This window comes from Bradyrhizobium retamae (genome assembly GCF_001440415.1).
Classification (GTDB): domain Bacteria; phylum Pseudomonadota; class Alphaproteobacteria; order Rhizobiales; family Xanthobacteraceae; genus Bradyrhizobium; species Bradyrhizobium retamae.
In genome coordinates, this window is sequence record NZ_LLYA01000112.1 from 68,187 (window position 1) to 84,722 (window position 16,536).

19 protein-coding genes are annotated in these 16,536 nt (G+C 62.9%); 17 read left to right on the forward strand and 2 right to left on the reverse strand.

The genetic code is table 11. From position 1 onward, the window contains the following. Positions 1-3 precede the first annotated feature (3 nt). Positions 4-990 (forward strand): Bug family tripartite tricarboxylate transporter substrate binding protein, encoded by a 987-nt coding sequence (locus tag CQ13_RS12600; protein WP_057843201.1) that lies wholly within the window; start codon positions 4-6, stop codon positions 988-990. 76 nt (positions 991-1,066) lie between these two features. On the opposite strand, the gene CQ13_RS12605 is transcribed toward CQ13_RS12600, so the two are convergent. Beyond that, positions 1,067-2,071 carry an ABC transporter substrate-binding protein gene (locus CQ13_RS12605; protein WP_057843202.1) on the reverse strand — a complete coding sequence of 335 codons (1,005 nt, stop codon included), beginning with the start codon at positions 2,069-2,071 and terminating at the stop codon, positions 1,067-1,069. Positions 2,072-2,169: 98 nt separating this feature from the next. On the opposite strand from CQ13_RS12605, the gene CQ13_RS12610 reads away from it, so the two are divergent. The 7 genes from CQ13_RS12610 (at position 2,170) to CQ13_RS12640 (ending at position 8,908) form a co-directional block, all read left to right on the forward strand. Further along, on the forward strand, positions 2,170-2,817 hold the full coding sequence (locus CQ13_RS12610; RefSeq protein ID WP_057843203.1) for a TetR/AcrR family transcriptional regulator: 648 nt from the start codon (positions 2,170-2,172) through the stop codon (positions 2,815-2,817). Between the two features lie 88 nt (positions 2,818-2,905). Next, positions 2,906-3,676, forward strand: a complete 771-nt coding sequence (locus CQ13_RS12615; RefSeq protein WP_057843517.1) for an ABC transporter permease — start codon at positions 2,906-2,908, stop codon at positions 3,674-3,676. Positions 3,677-3,690: 14 nt separating this feature from the next. After that, positions 3,691-4,728 (forward strand): NAD-dependent epimerase/dehydratase family protein, encoded by a 1,038-nt coding sequence (locus CQ13_RS12620; protein ID WP_057843518.1) that lies wholly within the window; start codon positions 3,691-3,693, stop codon positions 4,726-4,728. Next, complete coding sequence (locus tag CQ13_RS12625) at positions 4,715-5,539, forward strand: GNAT family N-acetyltransferase (RefSeq protein ID WP_057843204.1); 825 nt, start codon at positions 4,715-4,717, stop codon at positions 5,537-5,539. The genes CQ13_RS12620 and CQ13_RS12625 overlap by 14 nt, the downstream gene beginning before the upstream one ends. A gap of 11 nt (positions 5,540-5,550) precedes the next feature. Continuing rightward, positions 5,551-6,606: a dihydrodipicolinate synthase family protein gene (locus CQ13_RS12630; RefSeq protein WP_057843205.1), complete on the forward strand. Its 1,056-nt coding sequence runs from the start codon at positions 5,551-5,553 to the stop codon at positions 6,604-6,606. After that, positions 6,594-7,382 carry an ABC transporter ATP-binding protein gene (locus CQ13_RS12635; RefSeq protein WP_057843206.1) on the forward strand — a complete coding sequence of 263 codons (789 nt, stop codon included), beginning with the start codon at positions 6,594-6,596 and terminating at the stop codon, positions 7,380-7,382. The genes CQ13_RS12630 and CQ13_RS12635 overlap by 13 nt, the downstream gene beginning before the upstream one ends. 134 nt (positions 7,383-7,516) lie before the next feature. Then, positions 7,517-8,908, forward strand: a complete 1,392-nt coding sequence (locus CQ13_RS12640; protein ID WP_057843207.1) for an MFS transporter — start codon at positions 7,517-7,519, stop codon at positions 8,906-8,908. 121 nt (positions 8,909-9,029) lie between these two features. Here the strand turns inward: CQ13_RS12640 and CQ13_RS12645 are convergent, their stop codons facing one another. Further along, positions 9,030-9,437, reverse strand: a complete 408-nt coding sequence (locus tag CQ13_RS12645) for an anthrone oxygenase family protein (RefSeq protein WP_347337033.1) — start codon at positions 9,435-9,437, stop codon at positions 9,030-9,032. 120 nt (positions 9,438-9,557) lie between these two features. Between CQ13_RS12645 and CQ13_RS12650 the strand changes: the two genes are divergently transcribed. The 9 genes from CQ13_RS12650 (at position 9,558) to soxA (ending at position 16,479) form a co-directional block, all read left to right on the forward strand. Then, positions 9,558-9,980, forward strand: a complete 423-nt coding sequence (locus CQ13_RS12650; RefSeq protein ID WP_347337034.1) for a MarR family winged helix-turn-helix transcriptional regulator — start codon at positions 9,558-9,560, stop codon at positions 9,978-9,980. A 180-nt stretch (positions 9,981-10,160) separates the two neighbouring features. Then, positions 10,161-10,610 (forward strand): (2Fe-2S)-binding protein, encoded by a 450-nt coding sequence (locus CQ13_RS12655; protein ID WP_057843210.1) that lies wholly within the window; start codon positions 10,161-10,163, stop codon positions 10,608-10,610. 10 nt (positions 10,611-10,620) lie between these two features. Continuing rightward, the gene (locus CQ13_RS12660; protein WP_057843211.1) at positions 10,621-12,807 is read left to right on the forward strand and encodes a xanthine dehydrogenase family protein molybdopterin-binding subunit; all 2,187 of its coding nucleotides are present in this window, start codon (positions 10,621-10,623) and stop codon (positions 12,805-12,807) included. Between the two features lie 53 nt (positions 12,808-12,860). Then, positions 12,861-13,154 (forward strand): c-type cytochrome, encoded by a 294-nt coding sequence (locus tag CQ13_RS12665; protein ID WP_057843212.1) that lies wholly within the window; start codon positions 12,861-12,863, stop codon positions 13,152-13,154. An 11-nt stretch (positions 13,155-13,165) separates the two neighbouring features. Beyond that, on the forward strand, positions 13,166-14,449 hold the full coding sequence (locus CQ13_RS12670; protein ID WP_057843213.1) for an NAD(P)/FAD-dependent oxidoreductase: 1,284 nt from the start codon (positions 13,166-13,168) through the stop codon (positions 14,447-14,449). 13 nt (positions 14,450-14,462) lie between these two features. Next, positions 14,463-14,900 (forward strand): sulfur oxidation c-type cytochrome SoxX, encoded by a 438-nt coding sequence (soxX, locus tag CQ13_RS12675; protein ID WP_057843214.1) that lies wholly within the window; start codon positions 14,463-14,465, stop codon positions 14,898-14,900. A 9-nt stretch (positions 14,901-14,909) separates the two neighbouring features. Next, positions 14,910-15,389 carry a SoxY-related AACIE arm protein gene (locus CQ13_RS12680; RefSeq protein ID WP_057843215.1) on the forward strand — a complete coding sequence of 160 codons (480 nt, stop codon included), beginning with the start codon at positions 14,910-14,912 and terminating at the stop codon, positions 15,387-15,389. Beyond that, positions 15,389-15,709 (forward strand): thiosulfate oxidation carrier complex protein SoxZ, encoded by a 321-nt coding sequence (soxZ, locus tag CQ13_RS12685; RefSeq protein WP_057843216.1) that lies wholly within the window; start codon positions 15,389-15,391, stop codon positions 15,707-15,709. Before CQ13_RS12680 ends, soxZ begins: the two co-directional genes overlap by 1 nt. Further along, complete coding sequence (soxA, locus tag CQ13_RS12690) at positions 15,706-16,479, forward strand: sulfur oxidation c-type cytochrome SoxA (protein WP_057843217.1); 774 nt, start codon at positions 15,706-15,708, stop codon at positions 16,477-16,479. The genes soxZ and soxA overlap by 4 nt, the downstream gene beginning before the upstream one ends. The last annotated feature ends 57 nt before the right edge of the window (positions 16,480-16,536 follow it).

Genomic DNA, 16,536 nt, shown 5'->3' on the forward strand with positions numbered 1-16,536 from the left:
AGAATGAGCCGGATCAAAACCGTGCTGGGCTTTGCCATGGGTTTTGCTTTGGGCGCAATCATGCTGCTCGGCAACGCGGCGCTGGCGCAGAGCAATTATCCGAACCGTCCGATCCGCGTCATCGTGCCCTACCCCGCCGGCGGGATCGTCGACATCGTCGCGCGGGCGGTGACCGAGCAAGTCGGCCGCGACTGGAAACAGACGGTGGTCATCGAAGCAAGGCCGGGCGGCAATAGCAACATCGGCACCGCGTCAGTGGCGCGCAGCGAGCCCGACGGTTACACTTGGCTGGTTACCGGCCCCGCGGCTTTGGTCAACCCGACGCTTTACAAGCACGCCGGCTGGGACGCGCTGAAGGATCTCAAATGCGTCGGTCTTGCGGTCTGGAATCAGAGCGTCGCGCTGGTGCATCCGTCGATGCCGGCCAGCACCGTGAAGGAATTCGTCGAGATCGCGCGCAAGAAGCCGGGCGAACTCAATTTCGGCAATCCCGGCACCGGCTCCTCCATCGATCTGAGCGCGCAAAAGCTGTTTCAGGCCGCTGATATCAAGCTGACCAATGTCGGCTACAAGGGCCAGCCGCAGGCGCTGATCGACCTGATGACCAACCTGATGCATTTCGAGATCGTCTCGCTCGAGCTGGCACTACCACACATCAGGGCCGGCAGCGTGAAACCGCTTGCTGTCATGACCGACAAACGTGTCACCGATCTACCCGATTTGCCGACGATTGCGGAAGCCGGATTTCCGGAAGCCACCTACGTGCCCTGGTATGGCATCTACGTCCAGGCAGCAACGCCCAATGCCATTGTTGCGAAGATCAACGAGGCCATCAACAAGGCGCTGCAGAACCCGGAAGTACAGCGCCAGCTCGCGGTCGCCAATATTCCGGGCAAGCCGATGCCACTCGCCGACCTCGCCGCACTGATGAAGGCCGATCACGAGAAGCTGACGAAGGTGATCGCGACGTCAAGCATGGCGCTGCAGTGAGAAGAGGAGATTCTCAGGTGCGCAACTGCGCACCATAGTGCTTCGCATCGCCCCGGAACGACACAGCCTCAAGTCCCTACTTCTTCACCTTGCTGGCATCCATCTTGACCGACGTATCCAGCATCTTGACCGAAAACGCAGTATTCACGTCGAACGGCTTTTCCATGCCGAGATAGGTCTGCACCAGCTCGTAGTCCTTCTTCATCCGCTCGGCATCGATCCAGCCCAGCGCCTTGGTCGTGGTGAATTCGTCCGTCATCAGGAACTTGATGCGCTCCCACTGCCGCTGCTGGTTTTCCCTATCGAGACCCGAGGCCTGGTCGAGCAGCGCCTTGAGGCAGGGCGCGACGTCGGCGACACAGGCGGCGTAGGCCTTCTGGCTGATCTTGACGAATTCCTCGACCAGTTTTGGATTCTTTTGCAGATAGGCGCCGTTGACGATCAACGAGTTGCCGTAAGGGTTCAGCCCGATATCCTTCCAGTTGACGTAGCCGAGATCGGCGCCGAACTCGATCACCTTCAAATCGTGCTCATTGTAGAAGTCGCTGATGATATCGACGGTATGGCTCTTCAGCGCCGCGATCTTGGCGGTCGGGCCGACATTGACGAAGCTTACGGCGTCAGGCGCGATGCCCGCCGCCTTGGCGAAGGCCGGCCACATCACCCGTGACGCGTCGCCCGGCGGATTGCCGATCTTGTGGTTCGGAAAGTCCTTCGGCCCATTCACGCCATAGCTCTTCAGCCAATAGAAGGTCTGTCCGGTGTTGGCGTAGATGCTCATCAGCGCCACCACGTCGGCGCCTTTGCTCTTGGCCACCAGCGCGGTCGCGAGATCCGCGATGCCGAACGGCGAGCCGCCGGATCCGACCTTTAGCGAGGAGACGCCGGAGCCTTTGCCGACTTCGATCGTGAGATCGATGCCGGCCTTCTCGTACCAGCCTTGGGACTTGGCGTAATAGAACGGCGAATGATCGGCCGTCGGCGTCCAGTTCAGGATCAGGTTGACGGACTCGGCGGCCACACAGGGCGCAGCCGGCACGGCAAGCGCAAGCGCCAATCCTGCAATTCGCAAAGCCTTCATTGCACCCTCCTCGTTCTGCAACCGATCTTGTAGTCGCGCATCCGTGACGCTACCAATGCAACAAGGGACCAGACGACTTGTCAACTATTTGGTTGGAAATGCCCAAAAAACGTTCTGACGATACCAGGCCGCAGCGGCGCAATCCGGCCGCGACCCGCAAAAAGCTGCTGACGGCGGCGCGGCGCGAATTCGCCAGCAGTGGCCTCGCCGGCGCCCGGGTCGACGAGATCGCCGCGCGGGCGGGCGTCAACAAGCAGCTCGTCTATCACTATTTCGGCGACAAGGACGCTCTGTATCTGGCGGTGCTGGAATGGGTCTATGAGGAGATCCGCGCCCAGGAGCGCAAGCTCAACCTTGAGGGACTGCCGCCCGAGCAGGCCATCAAGAAGCTGATCGAGAGTTCGTTCGATCACCTTGCCGCGCATCCGGACTTCATCGTACTGCTGAACGACGAAAACCGCGGCGGCGCCCGGCATGTGCGCGGATCACGAAAACTGGAAGCGATGCATTCGCCGCTGGTCAGCCTGGTTTCGACCATTCTCGGCGAGGGCGTGAAGGCCGGCATATTCCGTAAGGGTATCAACCCCGTGCACCTCTATATCTCGATCGCCGGGCTCAGCTATTTTTACTTTTCGAACACGCCGACCCTGTCGGCGATCTTCGGCAAGGATCTGTCGAGCCGGGCCGCACGGCAGGCGCGCCGCAGGCACGTGGTCGACCTGGTGATGCATTCGCTGCGCCCATAATCAACCAGATGGTTGATTAGTGGCAGAGGCCGCGGTAGATTACCGCCGCGCGGCGGGGAACCGGCCGCGCATTCAAAAGGAGCGCACGGTGTTCAGCAGTGACGGCGGATCGGCACGGTCTTTTGCGATCATCCTGATCGTGCATCTGGCTGTGATCGTGCTCTGGCAGGTTCTGGTCGACACCTTCCAGGTGCCGAAATTCATTTTGCCCTCGCCACTCGCGACCGTCGCAACGCTGGGTTCTCCCAGCTATGCCTGGCCCTCCAATCTGGCGGTGACGGCCATCGAAATTCTCGGCGGGTTCTGCCTCGGCGCGCTGGTCGGCATCATGCTGGCCGTGCTGTTCACCTGGTCGCCGCTGGTCAGCCTTCTGCTGCTGCCGCTGTTCGTGACGCTGAACATGATCCCGAAAGTGGCGCTGGGACCGCTGTTCATCGTCTGGTTTTCCTACGGCATCTTTCCGAACATCCTGATCGCGTTTTCGATTTGCTTCTTTCCGATCCTGCTCACCACTGCGCGTGGATTGAGTGAGGTCGAGCCTGATCTGCTGGATCTCGTGAAGTCGCTGCGCGGTTCGCGATGGACGCTATTCCGGAAGATCCAGTTGCCGGGTGCGTTGCCTTACGTGTTTTCCGGAATGAAAGTCGGCGCCATCCTGGCGGTTGCCGGCGCGATTGTCGGTGAGTTCATCGCCTCCGAGCGGGGGCTCGGCTACCTCATGATCCAGGTACAGTCTTCGCTCGATACGCCGGCGATGGTGATGGCGGTGGTGCTCCTGACATTGCTGGGCGTTGCGCTGTATGGGCTGGTGCTCGGCCTCGAACGGATGTTCGTCGTCCGTGACATCCGGCTGCAATAAGACAGAGAATGAAGATGCTGCTGACGCGCGAAAACCTGCCGCACACGATCGCCGATATCACCACACTCGACGAACTGTTGTGTTGCCCGAGCCAGGCATTGATCGACGATCTGCGCAAGGTCGACGGCGACATCATGATCCTGGGTGTTGCCGGCAAGATGGGGCCGACGCTGGCCGGCCTTGCCAAGGCGGCCGTGCCGGAGCGCCGCGTGATCGGCGTCGCCCGGTTCAGCGATCCCGCCGTCAAGGACTGGCTGCAGGCGCGCGGCGTCGAGACCATCAATTGCGACCTGCTCGACGAAAGCGCCATCAAGTCGCTCCCGAATATTCCGAACATCGTTTTCATGGCCGGACGCAAGTTCGGCGCCGAGGGCGACCTCTCGCTGACCTGGGCGATGAATTCGCACGTCCCAGCCCTGGTCGCGCAGGCCTTTGCGACGTCACGTATCGTCGCGTTCTCGACCGGCTGCGTTTATCCGTTCGTGCCGGTCAACGGCAAGGGCTCGACCGAGGATATGGCGCCCGATCCGCCGGGCGAATATGCGCAATCCTGCGTCGGGCGCGAGCGCATGTTCGAGTATTTCTCACGCAAGCATGGAACGCCTGGGCGTCTGTTCCGGCTGAACTACGCGATCGACATGCGTTACGGCGTGCTGCACGATATTGCGAGCAAGGTGCTGCAGGGCCAGCCGATCGACGTCAGCCTCGGCCATGTGAATTTCATCTGGCAAGGCGACGCTTCCTCGCAGGCGCTGCGCTGTCTGGCGCATTGCGAGACGCCGACCTCGCCAATCAATGTCAGTGGCCACGAGATCCTGGCGGTGCGCGACCTCGCCGCAAAATTCGGCCAACGCATCGGCCGCGCGCCCGTGATTGTCGGTAAAGAGGAGCCGACGGCGTGGCTCACCGACACGTCGCAGGCGGTGAAACTATTCGGCTTGCCGATCGTCGATACCGAGCAGCTCATCAGTTGGACCGCCGATTGGGTATCGCGCTCGATGCCGAGCCTCGGCAAGCCCACCAAATACGAGGTGCGCGATGGCCGCTATTGAGCCCATCGACATCGTCGAACTCGATGTTAGCGACGCGAAGGTTGGGCTCGTGCTGTCGACCGAAGCCGGCTGGAACCAGAACGAAGCCGACTGGCGCTTTTTCCTGAGCCAAGGGGTCGTATTCGGCGCGCGCGACGGTAACCGGTTGTTGGCGACAGCGGCGCTGCTGCCCTACTCGGCCGGCAATGCCTGGATCAGCATGGTGCTGGTGACCGCCAACTTTCGCCGCCGCGGCCTTGCGACCAGGCTCGTCGATACCTGCCTGGAAGCGGCCGCGCGGCGCCGGCTCACAACCTGGCTTGATGCCACGCCGGCTGGTGCGGCCGTCTATGGTCCGCTCGGTTTTGCGCCGACGCTGCAACTGCGGCGGTTGCGGTTGGAAAAGCCGCAAGGCACCACAGCGACAAGGCCGCTCGCGGCCGGCAACCTCGAAGCCCTGGCCGCGCGCGATGGCGGCGCCATGGGATTCGACCGCAGCACATTGCTGTCGGAATTTGCTGCGCGCCCGGGCTCTCGCATCGTGTCGGATGCTCGAGCCATGGCCCTGATCCGCGCTGGGCGCACCGCACGGCACATCGGTCCAGTCCTGGCCGACCACGCCGATCAGGCGTTGGCATTGGTCGACGCCATCACTAGCTCCGAGACTGGCCCCTGGCTGATCGACGCCGTTCAATCTCAGGACGCGTTTCTGAACGGTCTCGTTCGCTCGGGCTGGAATATCGAGCGGCCATTTCAGCGCATGCGCTTTGGCTCCGCGACTGCCTCGCCCGCGCAACCGCCGTTCGCCGTCGCCGGCCCGGAATTCGGATAGGAACAGCTTCCATGCATCATAGCGAAATCAAGCCAGAGGTTCGGAAGCTGATCGCCGACGGCACCGTGCTTCCGGCGCATCCGCTCGCGCTCGACGCCACCCGCGCACTCGACGTACGGCATCAGCGGGCGCTAACGCGCTATTACCTCGATGCTGGCGCCGGAGGATTGGCCGTGGGCGTGCACACCACGCAATTCGCGATCCGCGACGTCGGCATGTACCGTCCGGTGCTGGAGCTGGCGGCCGAGACCGCCGCTTCATGGACCAAACGGCCGGTCGCGATGATCGCGGGACTGGCCGGTTCGACACAGCAGGCTGTTGCAGAGGCGCAGACCGCGCGCAGCATTGGCTATCACGCCGGCCTGCTCAGCCTGGCTGCGATGAAATCGGCATCCGAGGACGACATCATTGCGCATTGCGAGGCAGTCGCACGCGAGATCCCGCTGGTCGGCTTCTATTTGCAGCCGACCGTCGGCGGCGTGATCCTCAGCGCCGATTTCTGGAAGCGCTTTGCGGCCATCGATAACGTCATCGCGATCAAGATCGCTCCGTTCAATCGCTATCGGACGCTGGACGTGCTGCGTGGGGTGGCTGCCGCCGGCGCACTTGACCGCGTCGCGCTCTATACCGGCAACGACGATCACATCCTGCTTGACCTCACTTTGCCGTTCGACCTCCGCGACAAGGGCGTCACCACGCGAGCATACTTCAAGGGCGGCCTGCTCGGGCACTGGTCGGTGTGGACCGCGAGCGCGATCAGGCAGTTCGAGATGTGCAAGGCGACACGCGGCAAGGATACCGTGCCGGCCGATCTCTTGGCGCTCGACGCGCGCGTCACCGACTGCAACAGCGCGTTCTTCGACGTTGCCAATAATTTTCACGGCTGCATCGCCGGTTGCCACGAAATCCTGCGGCGGCAGGGATTGATGCAGGGTCTCTGGTGTCTCGATCCCGCCGAAGGGCTGAGCCCGGGCCAGATGCAGGAGATCGACCGCGTCTGCCGCGAGCATGCCGATCTCTCCGACGACGGCTTCGTGAAGGCGAACCTGCAGAAATGGCTGGCATGACGGCGGACGAGCCCTTCATCAGCCTGCGCAACGTCCGCAAGGTCTATCGGTCCAAGGGCGCGGAATTCCTCGCCGTCTCCGACGTCACCATGGACGTCAAGGAAGGCGAACTGGTTTCGCTGGTCGGCCCGTCCGGCTGCGGCAAGACCACCGTGCTGAAGATACTGGCCGGATTGCATGACGCCGACGGCGGCACGATCAAGATCGGTAACGCGAAGACGCCGTTTGATCCGGCGCGCGACATCGGCATGGTGTTCCAGCAGGCCCTGCTGCTGAAATGGCGAACCATTTTGGACAACGTGCTGCTGCCGGCCGAAATCGTCGGCTTGCCGATGAAGGCTGCGCGGAGCCGAGCCCGGGATCTGCTCAACTTGGTCGGACTGGCTGGCTACGAGGATAGATATCCGCAGCAATTGTCCGGCGGCATGCAGCAACGCACGGCCATCGCCCGCGCCTTCATCCACGATCCCAAGCTGATCCTGATGGACGAGCCGTTCGGTGCGCTAGACGCGCTGACCCGCGAGCAGATGAACCTCGAAATGCTGCGGATCTGGCGCGAAAGCGGCAAGACCATTCTGTTCGTGACGCACTCAATCCAGGAAGCGGTGTTCCTCGCCTCGCATTGCGCCGTGCTCACCGCAGGTCCGGCGCGAATGGCGGAATATTTCCCGATCGAGCTGCCGTTTCCCCGCGCATTGCCGATCAAGACCACTGATGAGTTCGGCGCCTATGCGCGGCGGATTTACGCGCGGCTGGGATTGAGCCCGGGGACATAGCCTGCAGGCGCGCCAGGACTTCGGCGGCCCGCCTCGCATACGCATCATGCAAACTGAGAGCCTGTGGCCAGCGCGGCGTCCGTAGTACACGCCCCGCTAGGGCGCGTCCGCGCCGGCGTGGAGAGCCCGACAGAATGTCCGCAGACTTAGCCCCCAAACCATCCGCCGCACCCATCGACGGCCTGCCTCCCGAACTCAGGCGCTGGGCGGTGGCGGCGATCTTCACCGCGCTGGCGCTGGCCTCGCTGGATACCGCGATCGCCAATATCGCGCTGCCCGCCATCGCGGCCGACCTCCATGTCAGCCCGGCCGACGTGGTCTGGGTCGTCAATATCTACCAAATCGCCTTGGTCGCGACGCTGCTGCCGCTCGGCGCACTCGGCGAAATCGTCGGTCATGAGCGGATCTATATCGGCGGCCTCGTGCTGTTTACGCTGGCCTCGCTCGGCTGCGCCTTGGCATGGTCGCTGCCGAGCCTGACGGCGGCGCGGGCGCTGCAGGGGCTGGGCGCCAGCGGCATCATGAGCGTGAATGCGGCGCTGGTCCGTTTTGTCTATCCGACCCACATGCTGGGGCGCGGCTTCGGCCACAACGCACTCGTGGTCGGAACGGCATTCACCTTCGGTCCGACCATTGCCTCCGCGATCCTTGCGATCGGAGCGTGGCCGTGGCTGTTCGCGATCAACCTTCCCTTCGGTCTGGTCGCAATCTGGATCGGCCTGAAGACATTGCCCAAAACGCCGCGCGCGAAACACGCGTTCGATTTTGCGAGCGCAGCGCTGACCGCAAGCTGTCTCGGGCTGTTCATCATCGGCATCGGCAGCGCGGCACATCAGGCGCCGCCCGTCCTTGTCGGAGTGGCGCTTGGCGCGGCATTGCTGCTCGGCTGGATCATGACCCGACGGGATGTTGACCATCCGGCGCCGATGTTGCCGATCGACCTGTTCCGGAGGCCGATGTTCGCGCTGTCGGCCGCCACGTCGGTCTGTACATTCGCGGTGCAGGGACTGGCCTTCGTTTCGCTGCCCTTCTACTTCGAGGACGTGCTGCATCGCTCCCAGGTCGAGACCGGCTTCTTCATGACGCCCTGGCCGCTGGTGGTGGCGATCATGGCGCCGATCGGGGGCCGGCTTTCCGATCGCTATCCCGTCGGCATCCTCGGCGGCCTCGGGCTGGTATTGCTCGGTATCGGCATGGCGCTGCTGGCAACGCTGCCTTCGGATCCTAGCGTTGCCAACATCGTCTGGCGCACGGTGATCTGCGGAGTCGGATTCGGCTTCTTTCAAACGCCGAATTTGCGGGCGCTGATGTCGAGCGCGCCGCCGCACCGCAGTGGCAGCGCGAGCGGCATCGTCGCAACTGCTCGTCTGACCGGGCAGACCCTCGGCGCCGCGCTCGCGGCCCTTTGCTTTGCGCTGGCCGGAAACGACGGTGCGACGGTCGCGCTGATGCTGGGGGCCGGATTTGCCGCGCTCGGAAGCCTGATGAGTTTCCTGCGTCTGACGGTGGGCACCGAAAAGACATGATGCAACGCAGGGACACGCCCCTGTTCGCTGCGCCTCGAATCCGGTTCTGATTGAGAACCGGGCTCTAGATTCTTGTTTTGACGCGTTTTCTTGACGCGAACCGGTGTCGCTTGAAAACGCTCTAATTGAGCGCCCAAAGATAAGCCAGCGTTGCCGCGATCCCAAGACCCGTTCTGACCGCGTGCAACCCTCCCCACTTCACGATCAGCGCACGTGACTGCGGGCCGGCGTCCTTCTCGTCGATAGCGTTCAGCAGGCGGTTGGTCGGCATGATGCCGATCAGCGTATAGGGCCAGTTGGCGAGAATGAGCACCGCGCCGACGATCCAGCGCCAATCCCGCGTCAGCCAGGCAGCGGTCAGGCCGAGCACGCCGGAAATGACTGCGCAACTCGCCTGCATCGCAAAGCCGCGCGCGTAACTTGGTTTCCACTGCCTTAAGAGGCCCCGGTCATCGAGGCCGAGACGCGCCGGCTGTTCGGCAAAATTGATGAAGAAGGCGGCGCCGGCGAACGCCGCCGCGACGACCATTGCAAGCTGTCCTGCAAACATTATTCACACCACACCCGCTTTGCTATTTGACAATAAATTGTCATCTTGGATATTAATTGTCAAATGACAACGAAACGACATACGCCCGGCGGTCAGGCCTTGACCGAGCTGGTTCTCGCCGTGTTCCGCCTCAATGGACGCTTGCTCGCGGCCGGTGACCGGCTTGTTTCGGACCTCGGCCTCACCAGCGCGCGCTGGCAGGTGCTGGGCGCAATCGCGCTTGCGCCAAGTCCGCAGCCGGTGGCCTGGCTTGCGCGCAGCATGGGACTCAATCGACAGGGAGTGCAGCGCATTGTGAACGAGATGGCAGAGGATGGCCTCGTGGAGCTGCGGCCCAATCCGAATCACCGCCGGGCACACCTCGTCGCGCTAACCAGGCGTGGGCAGGATGCCTTCGAAACCGCCAGCGCACTCCAGGTTCCGTGGGCAAATGCCCTTGCGAAGGGGCTTAATCCCGATGAGCTCGCCGCGATGACCCGTATCGCGAAGCTGCTGATCGAGCGCCTTGATGAGTCCGCGTAGCCCCTACCCTCTAACAAGGACACCAAAATCAGCCAGGTTGCGGAAACCTGGCGTAACACCGGCGGATCGACTTTCTTCCCGTTCGTCAAGCGCGCGTTTTCTTGATTTGAACTGTTCTATTTTCTCGGATCACATCGCGCCCGGTTCAATTGGCGAATTGGACTCAAAAAGGGACATGCGATGGCAAACCTCACAATCAACGGCAAAACAATCAATGTGGACGTCGAAGACGACACGCCACTGCTCTGGGCTATCAGGGAGAATGTCGGGCTGACCGGCACCAAATATGGGTGCGGGATTGCACTATGCGGCGCCTGCACCGTTCACGTCGACGGGGTCGCGATGCGTTCCTGCGGCATGACGGTCAGCGAGGCCGTCGGCAAGCAGATCACCACGATCGAAGGTCTCGCCTCAAATGGCGCGCTGCATAAGGTGCAGCAGGCCTGGGTGGCCAACGACGTCCCGCAATGCGGCTATTGCCAGAGCGGCATGATCATGGCGGTCGCAGCCCTTCTCAACGAAAAGCCGAAGCCGACCGATCAGGATATCAACGAGGCCATCACCAATATCTGCCGATGCGGCACCTTCCAGCAGGTCCGCGAGGCGATCCACGCCGCCGCGAACGCTTGAGGGGAACGCCATGAACAAGCACGTCATGCCCAAACTCAATCGCCGAAGCTTTGTGATCGGCACGGCTGCCGCCGGCGCCGGCCTCGCACTCGGTCTTGATATCCCCTTCGGCGGACCAAAGGTCGTTCGCGCAGCCGATGGCTCACCAGAAGTCAATGTCTGGGTGGTGATCCGCCCCGACAATACGACCGTGGTTCGCGTCGCCCGCTCGGAGATGGGCCAGGGCACCCTCACCGGCCTCGCCCAGCTCGTCGCCGAAGAGCTCGAATGCGACTGGTCGAAGGTCGTCACCGAATATCCGACACCGGGCCAAAGTGTCGCCCGCAAGCGCGCCTGGGGCGATTTTTCGACGGGCGGCAGCCGCGGCATTCGCTCCAGCCAGGACTATGTCCGCAAAGGCGGCGCCACCGCCCGCGTGATGCTGATACAGGCCGCCGCGAACGAGTGGAAAGTGCCGGCATCGGAATGCACAGCCGCCAACAGCATCATCACCCACACGCCGTCGGGCAGGACCACGACCTACGGCAAGGTGGTGGAAGCCGCCGCAAAACTCGAGCCGCCGGCAGACGTCAAGCTGAAGGATCCCAAGGACTGGAAAGTTGCCGGCAAGGGATTGAAGCGACTCGACACCGTCGACAAGACGACAGGTGCGATGATCTATGGCGCCGACGTCAAGCTGCCGGGCATGCTCAATGCCGCGATCAAGGATTGTCCTGTCTTCGGCGGCAAGCTGAAAAGCTACGACGAAGCCAAGATCGCCGGCATGAAGGGCGTCAAGAAGGTGGTGAAGGTCGGCGATAGCGCCGTTGCCGTCGTCGCCGACACCTGGTGGCACGCCAAGACCGCCCTCGATGCGCTGCCGATCGCCTGGGACGAAGGCGAGAACGCCAAAGTCTCCAGCGAGTCGATCGCCAAATGGCTGGCCGAGGGCCTCGACAACTCGCAGCCGGCCTATATCGGCAACCAGAACGGAGACGCCAAGAGCGCAATTGCGAGCGCGGCGAAGAAGGTCGAGGCGGTCTACAACTATCCTTACCAGAACCACGTGACCATGGAGCCGATGAACGCCACCGCGCTCTATACGCCCGATAAATGCGAGGTCTGGTGCGGTACGCAGAACGGCGAAGCGGCATTTGCCGCCACGCTCGAAGCGTCGGGATTGCCGGCCGAAAAATGCGAGGTACACAAGCTTATCCTTGGCGGCGGCTTCGGCCGCCGCGGCATGACCGATTACGTCCGGCAAGCGGTTCTGATCGCCAAGGAGATGCCGGGCACCCCGGTCAAGCTGTTGTGGTCGCGCGAAGAGGACATGGCGCAAGGCAAGTTTCATCCGGTCACGCAATGCAAGCTGACAGGAGCCTTCGATGCAAACAATAATCTCACGGCACTGCACGTCAGATTGTCGGGCCAATCGATCCTGTACACGGTGCGTCCGGCGGCGTTGGTGAATGGCATGGACACGGTTGCGTTCCAGGGCATGAGTCCTTCCGGCGACGCGGCGATCGGCTACACGGTGCCGAACCTCCTGGTCGAGCATTCCATGCGCAATCCGCACGTCCCGCCGGGCTTCTGGCGCGGCGTCAACGTCAATCAGAATGCGATTTATCTGGAATGCTTCATGGATGAACTGGCGCATTCGGTGGGCCAGGATCCGGTGGAATTCCGCCGCAAGCTGATGGGCAAGCATCCAAAACATCTCGCCGTGCTCAATGCCGTGGCCGAGAAGATCGGTTGGGGCAAGCCCGCGCCGCAAGGCGTCTATCGCGGGATCGCGCAGGTGATGGGCTATGGCAGCTATGTCGCAGGCGCCGCGGAAATCTCCGTCACCGAGGGCAGCAAGATCAAGGTGCACCGCATCGTCGCCTCGACCGATCCGGGTTACATCGTCAACCCGGCGCAGGTCGAGCGGCAGATCGCGGGCTCCTTCGTCTATGGCCTGTCCGCCCTGTTCTATGGCGGCTGCACGGTGAAGGACGGCAAGATGGAGCAGACCAACTTCGACACCTACAATTCCATGCGCATCGCCGAGATGCCGAAGGTGGAATGCGTAATGGTGCCGAGCGGCGGCTTCTGGGGCGGCGTCGGCGAGCCGACCATCGGCGTCGCCGCACCCGCGGTGCTCAACGCCTACTTCGCGGCAACCGGCAAGCGAATCCGTTCGGTCCCGCTGCGGGACCAGAACATCACGTTTGCCTGACAACAACGAGCGGCGGCCTCTCCGGCCGCCGCTCGCTCATCGAGAGATTTCTGATGAAAGCCTTGCGTGCCGTCATCGGGCTGGCAACGGTCATGGCCTCGAGCCTGCCGGTGCTTGCGGCTTCCGATCCCCCGCCCGGCGCGGCGTCCTGCTCCGGCTGCCACTCCGGCGGGGTAACCGGTTCGTCGGTTTCGCGGCTGAACGGCCGCGACGCCGGCGAGATCGCGATTGCGCTGGCTGGTTTTCGCGACGGCTCGCTTCCCGCTACGGTAATGAACCGCATCGCCAAGGGCTTTTCCGACGATGAGTTGCGCGCGATCGCCGCGTGGCTCGCGGCGCAAAAGTAAGGGCCGCCAGCATGGGCGTAAGCCGTCGCATCAGCCGCCGGAAGTTCTGTAGTGCCAGCGCGGCCGCCGCAGTGACGGCCTTGGCGTCTCCGCTGCCCGCGTTGGCGCAATCCGCGGCGCGCATCGTCGTGATCGGCGGCGGCTTCGGCGGTGCGAGTTGTGCGCGTGCACTGAAACAGATCGATCCGAAATTGCAGGTCACGCTGGTCGAGCCGAACCGGATCTTCACCGCCTGCCCGTTCAGCAACAATGTCATCGCCGGACTGCGTTCGATCGAGGAGCAAAAATTCGGTTACGACAAGATCGCCGCCAGCGGCATCACCGTGGCGGCTCTGGAAGCAACGACCATCAATGCAGCGGCACGAACCGTGGGGCTCGCCGACGGCACGTCGCTCGCCTACGACCGGCTGGTGCTGTCTCCCGGAATCGAACTGCGTTTCGACGCCCTGCCGGGCTACGACGAAGCCGCCACGGCGAAGATGCCGCATGCCTGGAAAGCAGGCGAGCAAACGCTGTTGCTGCGCAAGCAACTCGAGGCCATGGACGATGGCGGTCTGGTGGTGATCGCAGCGCCCGCCAACCCCTTCCGTTGCCCGCCGGGACCTTACGAACGGGCCTGCCTGATTGCGCATTATCTGAAGACCAAGAAGCCGCGTTCGAAGCTGATCATCCTTGACGCAAAAGACACCTTCTCCAAGCAGCGCCTGTTTCAGAACGCCTGGAAGGAGCTTTACCCGGGAATGGTCGAATGGATATCGCTATCGCAGGGCGGCAAGGTGAATGCCGTCGATCCGGCGACCAACACTCTGATCACCGATTTCGGCAATCACACCGCCCAGGTCGCCAACGTTATTCCGCCGCAACGGGCCGGCCGCATCGCGGCTATTGCGGGCGCGACCGATAACACCGGCTGGTGCGCGATCGATCCTGTCACTTTCGAATCCAGATCGGCACCGAACATCCATGTCATCGGCGACGCCTGTCTCGCCGGCGCGATGCCAAAATCCGCATTCTCGGCGAATGCGCAGGCCAAGACTTGCGCAAACGCGATTGCCACATTGGTCGCCGGCCGATCGCCAGCCGCGCCGAAGCTGATCAATACGTGCTACAGTCTGGCAGCCCCCGACTATGGTATTTCGATTGCCGGCGTATACCATCCGAAGAATGGATTGCTTGCCGACGTTGAAGGCGCCGGCGGCGTTAGTCCGCTGGAGGCGTCACGCGATTTCCGCGCCCGCGAGGCCGACTATGCGCAATCCTGGTTCGCGACCATTACGGCGGAAGTCTTTGGCTAGACGCACCTATCGCATGTTGGATCCAATTCTTGCTGGAGTTCTCCTCGTGCTGCCCGGCTGCGCCACCGCAGCGGAACTTCGCAGCTATGCTGTCACAGGCGATGCCATTCCGCAGTCGCTGACGGGCATGGCCGGCGATGCGGCGCGCGGCCGGGCCCTCGTCGTCGAACGTTCCAGCACTTGCATCCTTTGCCACAACGGCCCATTTCCCGAACAGAAGTTCCAGGGCGACCTGGCGCCTGATCTTTCCGGTTCCGGCAGCCGCTGGTCCGAAGGTCAGCTTCGGCTTCGGCTGGTGGATGCCTCTCGTCTCAATGCCGAGACGATCATGCCGTCCTATTACCGCGTTGACGGCCTCACTCGCGTCGGGACGCTGTGGCGCGGCAAGCCGATCCTGTCGGCCGAACAGATCGAGGATATCGTGGCGTATCTCGCAAGCTTACGCGAATAGGAAGGTCCGATGCATCCACCACCGAATTCGACACGCCGCCAGTTTCTCGGCCTCGCCGGAGCGGCAGCCGTGCTTGGCACGGCCCCCGTCGTCACGCTTCGGCCTGCCGAGGCGACGCCCGAGATGCTCGCTTCCGCCATCCGCAACGTCACTGGTGGCGCTGCGGTGAAAACCGGCAAGGTCAAGCTCGACGTGCCGCCCTTGGTCGAGAACGGCAATACCGTGCCGCTGACTGTGAGTGTCGCCCACCCGATGGCGCCGGAGGACCACGTCAGCAGCATCCACGTTTTCAACGAAAAGAATCCGCAGCCGAACGTCGCCAATTTCCACCTCAGCCCTCATGCCGGCCGCGCGCAGGTTTCGACCCGCATTCGCCTCACCGACAGCCAGAAGGTCGTCGCGATCGCCAAGCTCTCGGACGGGTCGTTCTGGTCGGCCAGCGTCGACGTCGTGGTGACACTGGCGGCCTGCACCGAGGAGGTGATCTGATGGCTTCCGCGCTGATCAACGTTCCGGCCAAAGCCAAACGCGGCGACATCATCGAGATCAAGACGCTGATGTCGCACATCATGGAGTCAGGCTATCGCCATAAGGCGTCAGGCGAAGCTGTGCCGCGCGACATCATCACGAGCTTTACCTGCCACTTTAACGGCGCTGAAATCTTCCGCGCCGATTTATTCCCGGCGATTGCCGCCAACCCGTTCTTCTCCTTCTTCACGACCGCGACCGAAAGCGGCAAGTTCGAGTTCGAATGGATCGGCGACAAGGGTTTTTCCGAGACCGCTTCCGCCTCGATCTCGGTCGAATGAGATTTTTGGGCGCCATAGCCACCGCACTGCTGGTGGTGGGCGCCGTCGGCGCTGCCGAGATCCCACTAGCCGAACGCCGTTCCGGCTACAGCTTCATGAAGCCGGACACAAAAACGATGCAGGATGACGACACCGCCAATCCTGGCATGCTCTGGGTGCTCAATGGCGAGACATTGTGGAACCGCAAGACGAGCGCCGCCGACAAAGCGTGCGCCGATTGCCATGGCAATGCACGCGCAAGCATGAAGGGCGTGGCCGCCCGCTACCCCGCATTCGACAAGGCAACCGGCCGCCCCATCGATCTGGAACAGCGCATAAATTCGTGCCGCACTAACCACCAGCAGGCGACGCCGCTGCCGTTCGAGAGCCGCGAGCTGCTGTCACTGACAGCCTTTGTCGCGCGGCAATCACAGGGCGCTCCGATCGAAACCGGAGCCGACCCGCAGCTCGCGCCGTTCGTCGCCAAAGGACGCGAGCTCTACATGCAGCGGCAGGGCCAGCTCAATCTCGGCTGCGCCAATTGCCATGACGACAATTGGGACAAGCGGCTCGCCGGCGCCGCGATCACACAAGGACACCCGACCGGCTACCCGCTCTACCGGCTGGAATGGCAATCGCTGGGCTCGCTGCAGCGACGCCTGCGCGCCTGCATCACCGGCATCCGCGCGCAGGCCCATGATTACGGCGCGCCGGAACTGGTTGAACTGGAATTGTACCTGATGTCGCGGGCGCGCGGGATGGCGATGGAAGCGCCGGCGGTGCGGCCTTAGGGAGGTGCGGCGCGGCACCATATATCCCCTCATCCTGTGGAGCTTGCGTAGCAAGCG

Excerpts from the sequence above, each read along its gene's own strand:
- CQ13_RS12600 (WP_057843201.1), top strand. The coding sequence starts at position 4 with ATGAGCCGGATCAAAACCGTGCTGGGCTTTGCCATGGGTTTTGCTTTG.
- CQ13_RS12605 (WP_057843202.1), bottom strand. The coding sequence starts at position 2,071 with ATGAAGGCTTTGCGAATTGCAGGATTGGCGCTTGCGCTTGCCGTGCCG.
- CQ13_RS12610 (WP_057843203.1), top strand. The coding sequence starts at position 2,170 with ATGCCCAAAAAACGTTCTGACGATACCAGGCCGCAGCGGCGCAATCCG.
- CQ13_RS12620 (WP_057843518.1), top strand. The coding sequence starts at position 3,691 with ATGCTGCTGACGCGCGAAAACCTGCCGCACACGATCGCCGATATCACC.
- CQ13_RS12625 (WP_057843204.1), top strand. The coding sequence starts at position 4,715 with ATGGCCGCTATTGAGCCCATCGACATCGTCGAACTCGATGTTAGCGAC.
- CQ13_RS12630 (WP_057843205.1), top strand. The coding sequence starts at position 5,551 with ATGCATCATAGCGAAATCAAGCCAGAGGTTCGGAAGCTGATCGCCGAC.
- CQ13_RS12635 (WP_057843206.1), top strand. The coding sequence starts at position 6,594 with ATGGCTGGCATGACGGCGGACGAGCCCTTCATCAGCCTGCGCAACGTC.
- CQ13_RS12640 (WP_057843207.1), top strand. The coding sequence starts at position 7,517 with ATGTCCGCAGACTTAGCCCCCAAACCATCCGCCGCACCCATCGACGGC.
- CQ13_RS12645 (WP_347337033.1), bottom strand. The coding sequence starts at position 9,437 with ATGGTCGTCGCGGCGGCGTTCGCCGGCGCCGCCTTCTTCATCAATTTT.
- CQ13_RS12655 (WP_057843210.1), top strand. The coding sequence starts at position 10,161 with ATGGCAAACCTCACAATCAACGGCAAAACAATCAATGTGGACGTCGAA.
- CQ13_RS12660 (WP_057843211.1), top strand. The coding sequence starts at position 10,621 with ATGAACAAGCACGTCATGCCCAAACTCAATCGCCGAAGCTTTGTGATC.
- CQ13_RS12665 (WP_057843212.1), top strand. The coding sequence starts at position 12,861 with ATGAAAGCCTTGCGTGCCGTCATCGGGCTGGCAACGGTCATGGCCTCG.
- CQ13_RS12670 (WP_057843213.1), top strand. The coding sequence starts at position 13,166 with ATGGGCGTAAGCCGTCGCATCAGCCGCCGGAAGTTCTGTAGTGCCAGC.
- soxX (WP_057843214.1), top strand. The coding sequence starts at position 14,463 with ATGTTGGATCCAATTCTTGCTGGAGTTCTCCTCGTGCTGCCCGGCTGC.
- CQ13_RS12680 (WP_057843215.1), top strand. The coding sequence starts at position 14,910 with ATGCATCCACCACCGAATTCGACACGCCGCCAGTTTCTCGGCCTCGCC.
- soxZ (WP_057843216.1), top strand. The coding sequence starts at position 15,389 with ATGGCTTCCGCGCTGATCAACGTTCCGGCCAAAGCCAAACGCGGCGAC.
- soxA (WP_057843217.1), top strand. The coding sequence starts at position 15,706 with ATGAGATTTTTGGGCGCCATAGCCACCGCACTGCTGGTGGTGGGCGCC.